At 49.8% G+C, this 4,983-nt stretch carries 5 protein-coding genes; all 5 read left to right on the top strand.

Annotated features, from left to right (window positions below; translation table 11 throughout):
• A partial coding sequence (locus tag HCUR_RS09530; RefSeq protein WP_243397256.1) for a hypothetical protein occupies window positions 1–529 on the top strand: 529 nt, incomplete at its 5' end.
• A 15-nt stretch (window positions 530–544) separates the two neighbouring features.
• Window positions 545–1,282, top strand: a complete 738-nt coding sequence (locus HCUR_RS02400; protein WP_104206575.1) for a hypothetical protein — start codon at window positions 545–547, stop codon at window positions 1,280–1,282.
• Window positions 1,272–3,410: a hypothetical protein gene (locus tag HCUR_RS09525; protein WP_243397255.1), complete on the top strand. Its 2,139-nt coding sequence runs from the start codon at window positions 1,272–1,274 to the stop codon at window positions 3,408–3,410. Before HCUR_RS02400 ends, HCUR_RS09525 begins: the two co-directional genes overlap by 11 nt.
• A gap of 10 nt (window positions 3,411–3,420) precedes the next feature.
• Window positions 3,421–4,182: a hypothetical protein gene (locus tag HCUR_RS02390; protein WP_104206574.1), complete on the top strand. Its 762-nt coding sequence runs from the start codon at window positions 3,421–3,423 to the stop codon at window positions 4,180–4,182.
• A partial coding sequence (locus tag HCUR_RS08330) for a hypothetical protein (protein ID WP_165780663.1) occupies window positions 4,169–4,983 on the top strand: 815 nt, incomplete at its 3' end. The genes HCUR_RS02390 and HCUR_RS08330, both read left to right, overlap by 14 nt.

Genomic DNA, 4,983 nt, shown 5'->3' with positions numbered 1-4,983 from the left:
AAAAGAGGGCGGCAATGCTTCGGGTCTAAAGGCCACGGGAAAACAGCGCCAGGAAAAGAAAGCGGGGACTCAGGATATGACCCCGGCGGAATCCCGGGCGTATTTCGAACGTTACAAAGACAATCCTGTGCCGGTGGGAACCTATAAAGGCGATAAAATGAAAGAAGTTGTTGATAACAGAACTCAAGAAACCGGACTAAAGCATGAACAGCACCATGTATGGCCCGTGGCTCAGTCTCGAGAAATTTCTAAAGTTACTGGAAAGCAGTACAAAAATAACGCGGTGATTCCTTTACCGCTAAAATTACATCAAGCACAAAATCGTAAGGTCATGCACAAAAGAAATGAGACACTTAAGCCACAGAATCCAAGAGAATCTCTGCTACAAGGGGTGCAAGATACTCGCCAAGGATTGCTGGATGCGGGGTGTGATCGCATGAAGACCAATGAAGCATGTTTAGAAGCACTAAAAAAAATTAAGGCGGACAACCCGGAAAGATTTTCTGGAAAAATCCCTCCCAAACCCTAGAAAATGGAGATACAAATGACGAGACAACAAATTTATAATGAAATTCGTGCACGATCACCTCTTGGTAAGGGGAGTGATCCAGAACTATTAGAAGCTCTGGAAGCCTTTAAAAATGAAGACTTATTGGAGGACCTGGAAGACCTATACCAAGAGTGGGGAAGTCTTCCAAAAATATATTGTACGGATAAAGAAGAAGACATAGAACATATTCAACAGTGCGAATCCTTGTTTGATTTTATTACACAAGCAATTTTCAATCACGGAGATCCTTCCGTAATCCCCCGATTGCTGAAGTATGTTCCCTCAGATGATGACGATAAAGAGGATTCAGTCTTTATGGAGGACTATTCCAGTGAGCAACTCTGTAATGGCATTACCGATTCAGATTATTTTGGGGAGGACTACATTCCCGTGCTGTTGGGGTGTATTCATGAACTTTTGCCCCGAGCCATGGCCAATGCAGAAAGTTTTTTTTATCAAATGATTTTGGATGATTTAGGAAAGTTTTCTGATACTCACCCTCTAATTGGTAATTTATATTTAGCGCAAAAGGAATCCCTCATGCAAATTTTTGATTATTCCGTTGAAAAAGCTTTGAATGAACTCCAGGAGGAAAGTGGACAAGACGCCGTAAGCGCTGCGCTTCGCCGAATTTCGTATCCCATTGCTTCTGTAGTGTATGAAGACGAACCTATCGATAAAAAAGCTTTTTTCCGACAAGAATTCCTAAAACTCCATGGCCATGATGGCTAAACTCTTTTGGATGCGCTTTTTCTTTTGGGTAGACAAGAAGGAGGATATGGGCTCCAGTTCGGTGTTTTATCCCTCCCTTATTGAGGGGGTGCGCGTTGAGCCCTTCACGGATCTCAGCCAGGCCAGCACTGCCATGACTCCTCTGGAGGGGCTCCACCTTTCGCTGCAGCAGGGGGGCTTCCAGGGAACCCAGTTTAAGGGGGAGGTGAGCATTGAGGCTCGCGAGAAGCTCCTTCTGACCCCCGCCCTGCGGCAGGATGGATTTGAGAAAGTTTCGGTGACCCGAGACAGCAAGATTCTCCAAAAAACCCAGGCTCACCAAGGCCAAGGGGTGGACTACCTGGACTGTTCTGTTCAGGGTCATTTGGCGGTGGATACGCCGCACCTGGAGGTCGTTTCTAAGACGGGCCAGCGTCCCTCGGGTATGGAAATCGTCCCTCGCCCAGAATTTACCGAGATCCACCGCACGGTCGTGCCCTCTATTACTGAAGAATCCCAGAGACCTCGTACTACCTTTAAGCCTGCCTTTAAGGCCGCTCTGGGGGTGGGCGTTGCAGCTCTGGCAGGGGCCAGCGGAGAGATTGCCTCTGGCGTGCTTGCAGCGTCCGCTCAGGCCTTCATCCAGAAGGGAGGTCTGGAGTCTCTGGCCAATCACGAATCCCTCCAGCTCTCGGATATGCTCAAGGCAGCGGGGAAAAGCCTTGCGGTTCAAGGGCTAAGCTTAGGGATTGGGGACCTGGGAATCGCCGGGAACTTGGTTAAGACGACGGCAGCCCATAGCGCCATCTACGGAGGCAATCCTCTGGAAACCCTTGCCCGCCAAGGTGTTTTTCAGATCTCTGCCGCAGGAGCCTCAGAGATCGGCCAGGCCTATCGTAGCGGTCTTTCGGGGCTGGAACATAAATTACTCCACGGAGCCTTGGCCATGGCCTCCACGGTGTCTCTCCAGGCTCTGGAAAGCGGTACTGGAGACTGGAATCAGGCTCTTCTGGCGGCAGGCGCCACCATGGCGGCGGAATCCATGGCAGAGGGCTGCACGGGCATTATCCGAGAACAATTGCCTACCCGGGAGCTGGGGGAGGAGGAAGAAGGGTATTTTCAGCGCTGTGATGAAGCCATTCGCGGCTTGGCGGAAACCACTTCTGCTTCGCTGAGAGTGCTGACGGCGGCAAGTTTAACCCTTGCAGGACAAGATGCCGCCGTGATCCAAGCTTGCGATTTTGCCAGCGCCAACGCTTTGGAAAATAACTTCGTTCAGTGGATTGTGCCGGCGGTGATGGCACTGCTTACGGGACTGGAGGTGTGGGACGGCGCTCTAGAGATTTCGGAAGATCTCCAGGAAGGAAAAAATTCTGAGGCGCTGGAGACTCTGGTCAAGACGGGCATCAAGGTCCTTCCGGGGATGAAGCTGGCCAAAGCGGTGGTGCAGGCTGGGGAAACCGCGGGCGCTTTGAAGAACGCCTACAAAAAGGAAGGTATGGCGGGGGCTGGAGCGGTTTTAGCTCAGGAAATCCTGGGCCGCCAGGTGGGAAAAGCCTTGGGCAAAGGCCTGGAAAAAGTGGGGGATTTCAAGCGTACCACCAAGGCGTTGACGGGGCCTAAGCCTGTCCATCGGCTTCCCCAGGGGGCTGGCGGGGAAGGGGGACTGCTCAATAAACCCGTAAGTGCTGAGGAACAAGCGGCGATAACTCAGTACTTTACGCACTATAGAAATGCAAAATTCGTGGTGGGGCAACATGGTGACATAGAAAAAATAATGGAAAACCGCAATATAGAATTTAAATCTGTGATGGAAGATTTTACCGCTCGCCATCATACGGGAACTCATGCCAACAATCGGCGCTTTATTGCTTTTAATATTCATCCAGATGCTGGCGTCAGTATTATTATTCCAGAAATATGGCATCAAAAAGGAAATCTTCACACCGCTAATCACCTGAAGTTTGACAATCTTCGCCAGTCTTTATTTTGGACCATTCGGGATCTTCGAAATTGTACGAACCGTATTGCAGACCCTGTGCTACGTAAAGAGGTGCAACACGATCTAAACGCCGCATTAATCCAGGCAGTGCGCTTAAATGAGCAGCATTTTGCAGAACAAATGCACCAGCGCATTTTAAAACCTTAAGGAGGAAAACGTGAAAAATTATACCTGTTTGCAAGACGTTCTAGATGAAATTTACGAAGATGAAGAAATGAATTTAGGACAAAAACATTGGCAAGAAGCCATCAAAAAATTTGCTACAAAAGAAGGGCTGTTGACAGCCCTATCCCATTATTTTGAATTGTGGGATAGAGAAGAGCGAGATCGGGATTATTTGCAAGAGCTTCTTAGCCTTGAGGGACAAAAAGCGTCCTGGTGCTTTTTTTATCTTTTTGAAGCCCTACGTTATTTGAAAGATCCCTCTTTTATTCCCCAGGTGATGCGGTATTTTCTTCCTTCTGGTAAAGAAGTAGATCATTGGGAAATGGAAGATATATGGACGGAAATGATGTTAAAACGCGTTGCGAGCTATCATTTTGGCCCCACTTATATGAATTGGCTCATGCGCTCTCTGCATCTTCTGCATCCCGGGGCCCGCTGGGCAGCTAGTTATTTCATTTTTAATATGATTTACCATACCTTTTATGAAATTAAGCCAGATAAATTTCCTGATCTTCCCGTAGTAAATGCTTTACCCTTGGGGAAGCGGGATCTGGTGTTGAGTTTGTTGGATGAAAAGATTGAGAGGTATAAGCAATCCCTTGAAGAAAAAAAGAAGAAAATCCTTAATAATGATCCGTTACAAAGTACACTACGTTCAGTGGAATCTTATAAAGAAGATATCGCCTACACTGAATACGTCCGGGGCCAGCTGCTCCTTCTTCCAAAGGAGGTTATTAGCATTGGGCATCGGTAAACTGTTGCTTACTCTCGGGCTCCACCTTTCGCTGCAGCAGGGGGCCTTCCAGGGAACCCAGTTTGTGGGGGAGGTGCGCATTGAGGCTCGCGAGAAGCTCCTTCTGACCCCCGCTCTGCGGCAGGATGGATTTGAGAAAGTTTCGGTGACCCGAGACAGCAAGATTCTCCAAAAAACTCAAGCCAGCCAAGGCCAGGGGGTGGACTTTGTGGACTGCTCGGTGCAAGGGAGGCTTAGTGTGGATACGCCGCATCTGGAGGTCACCTCTACAACGGGCCAGCGTCCCTCGGGTATGGAAATCCTGCCTCGCCCCGAGTTCACGGAAATCCACCGCACGGTCGTGCCCTCTATTATTGAGGAATCCCAGAGACCTCGTACCATTTTTAAGCCTGCCTTCAAGGCTGCTCTGGGGGTGGGCGTTGCAGCTCTGGCAGGGGCCAGCGGAGGTCTTGCCTCTGGCGTGCTTGCAGCGTCCGCTCAGGCCTTCATCCAAAAGGGAGGTCTTGAGTCTCTGGCCAACCACGAATCCCTCCAGCTCTCGGATATGCTCAAGGCAGCGGGGAAAAGCCTTGCGGTTCAAGGGCTAAGCTTGGGTGTGGGGGACCTGGGCAGCGCCGGGAACCTGATTAAGACGACGGCAGCCCATAGCTTGGTGTATCAGGAAAATCCTGTAAAAACCCTTGCCCGCCAAGGTGTTCTTCAGATCTCCGCCGCAGGAGCCTCAGAGATCGGCCAGGCCTATCGTAGCGGTCTTTCGGGGCTGGAACATAAATTACTCCACGGAGCCTTGGCCATGGCCTC

Origin of the sequence: Holospora curviuscula, from assembly GCF_002930195.1 — a bacterium.
GTDB lineage: Bacteria > Pseudomonadota > Alphaproteobacteria > Holosporales > Holosporaceae > Holospora > Holospora curviuscula.
This window is presented reverse-complemented; position numbering and strand designations above follow the sequence as displayed.

Coding starts and splice junctions, on each gene's coding strand:
- HCUR_RS09525 (WP_243397255.1), top strand. CDS start 1,272: ATGATGGCTAAACTCTTTTGGATGCGCTTTTTCTTTTGGGTAGACAAG.
- HCUR_RS02400 (WP_104206575.1), top strand. CDS start 545: ATGACGAGACAACAAATTTATAATGAAATTCGTGCACGATCACCTCTT.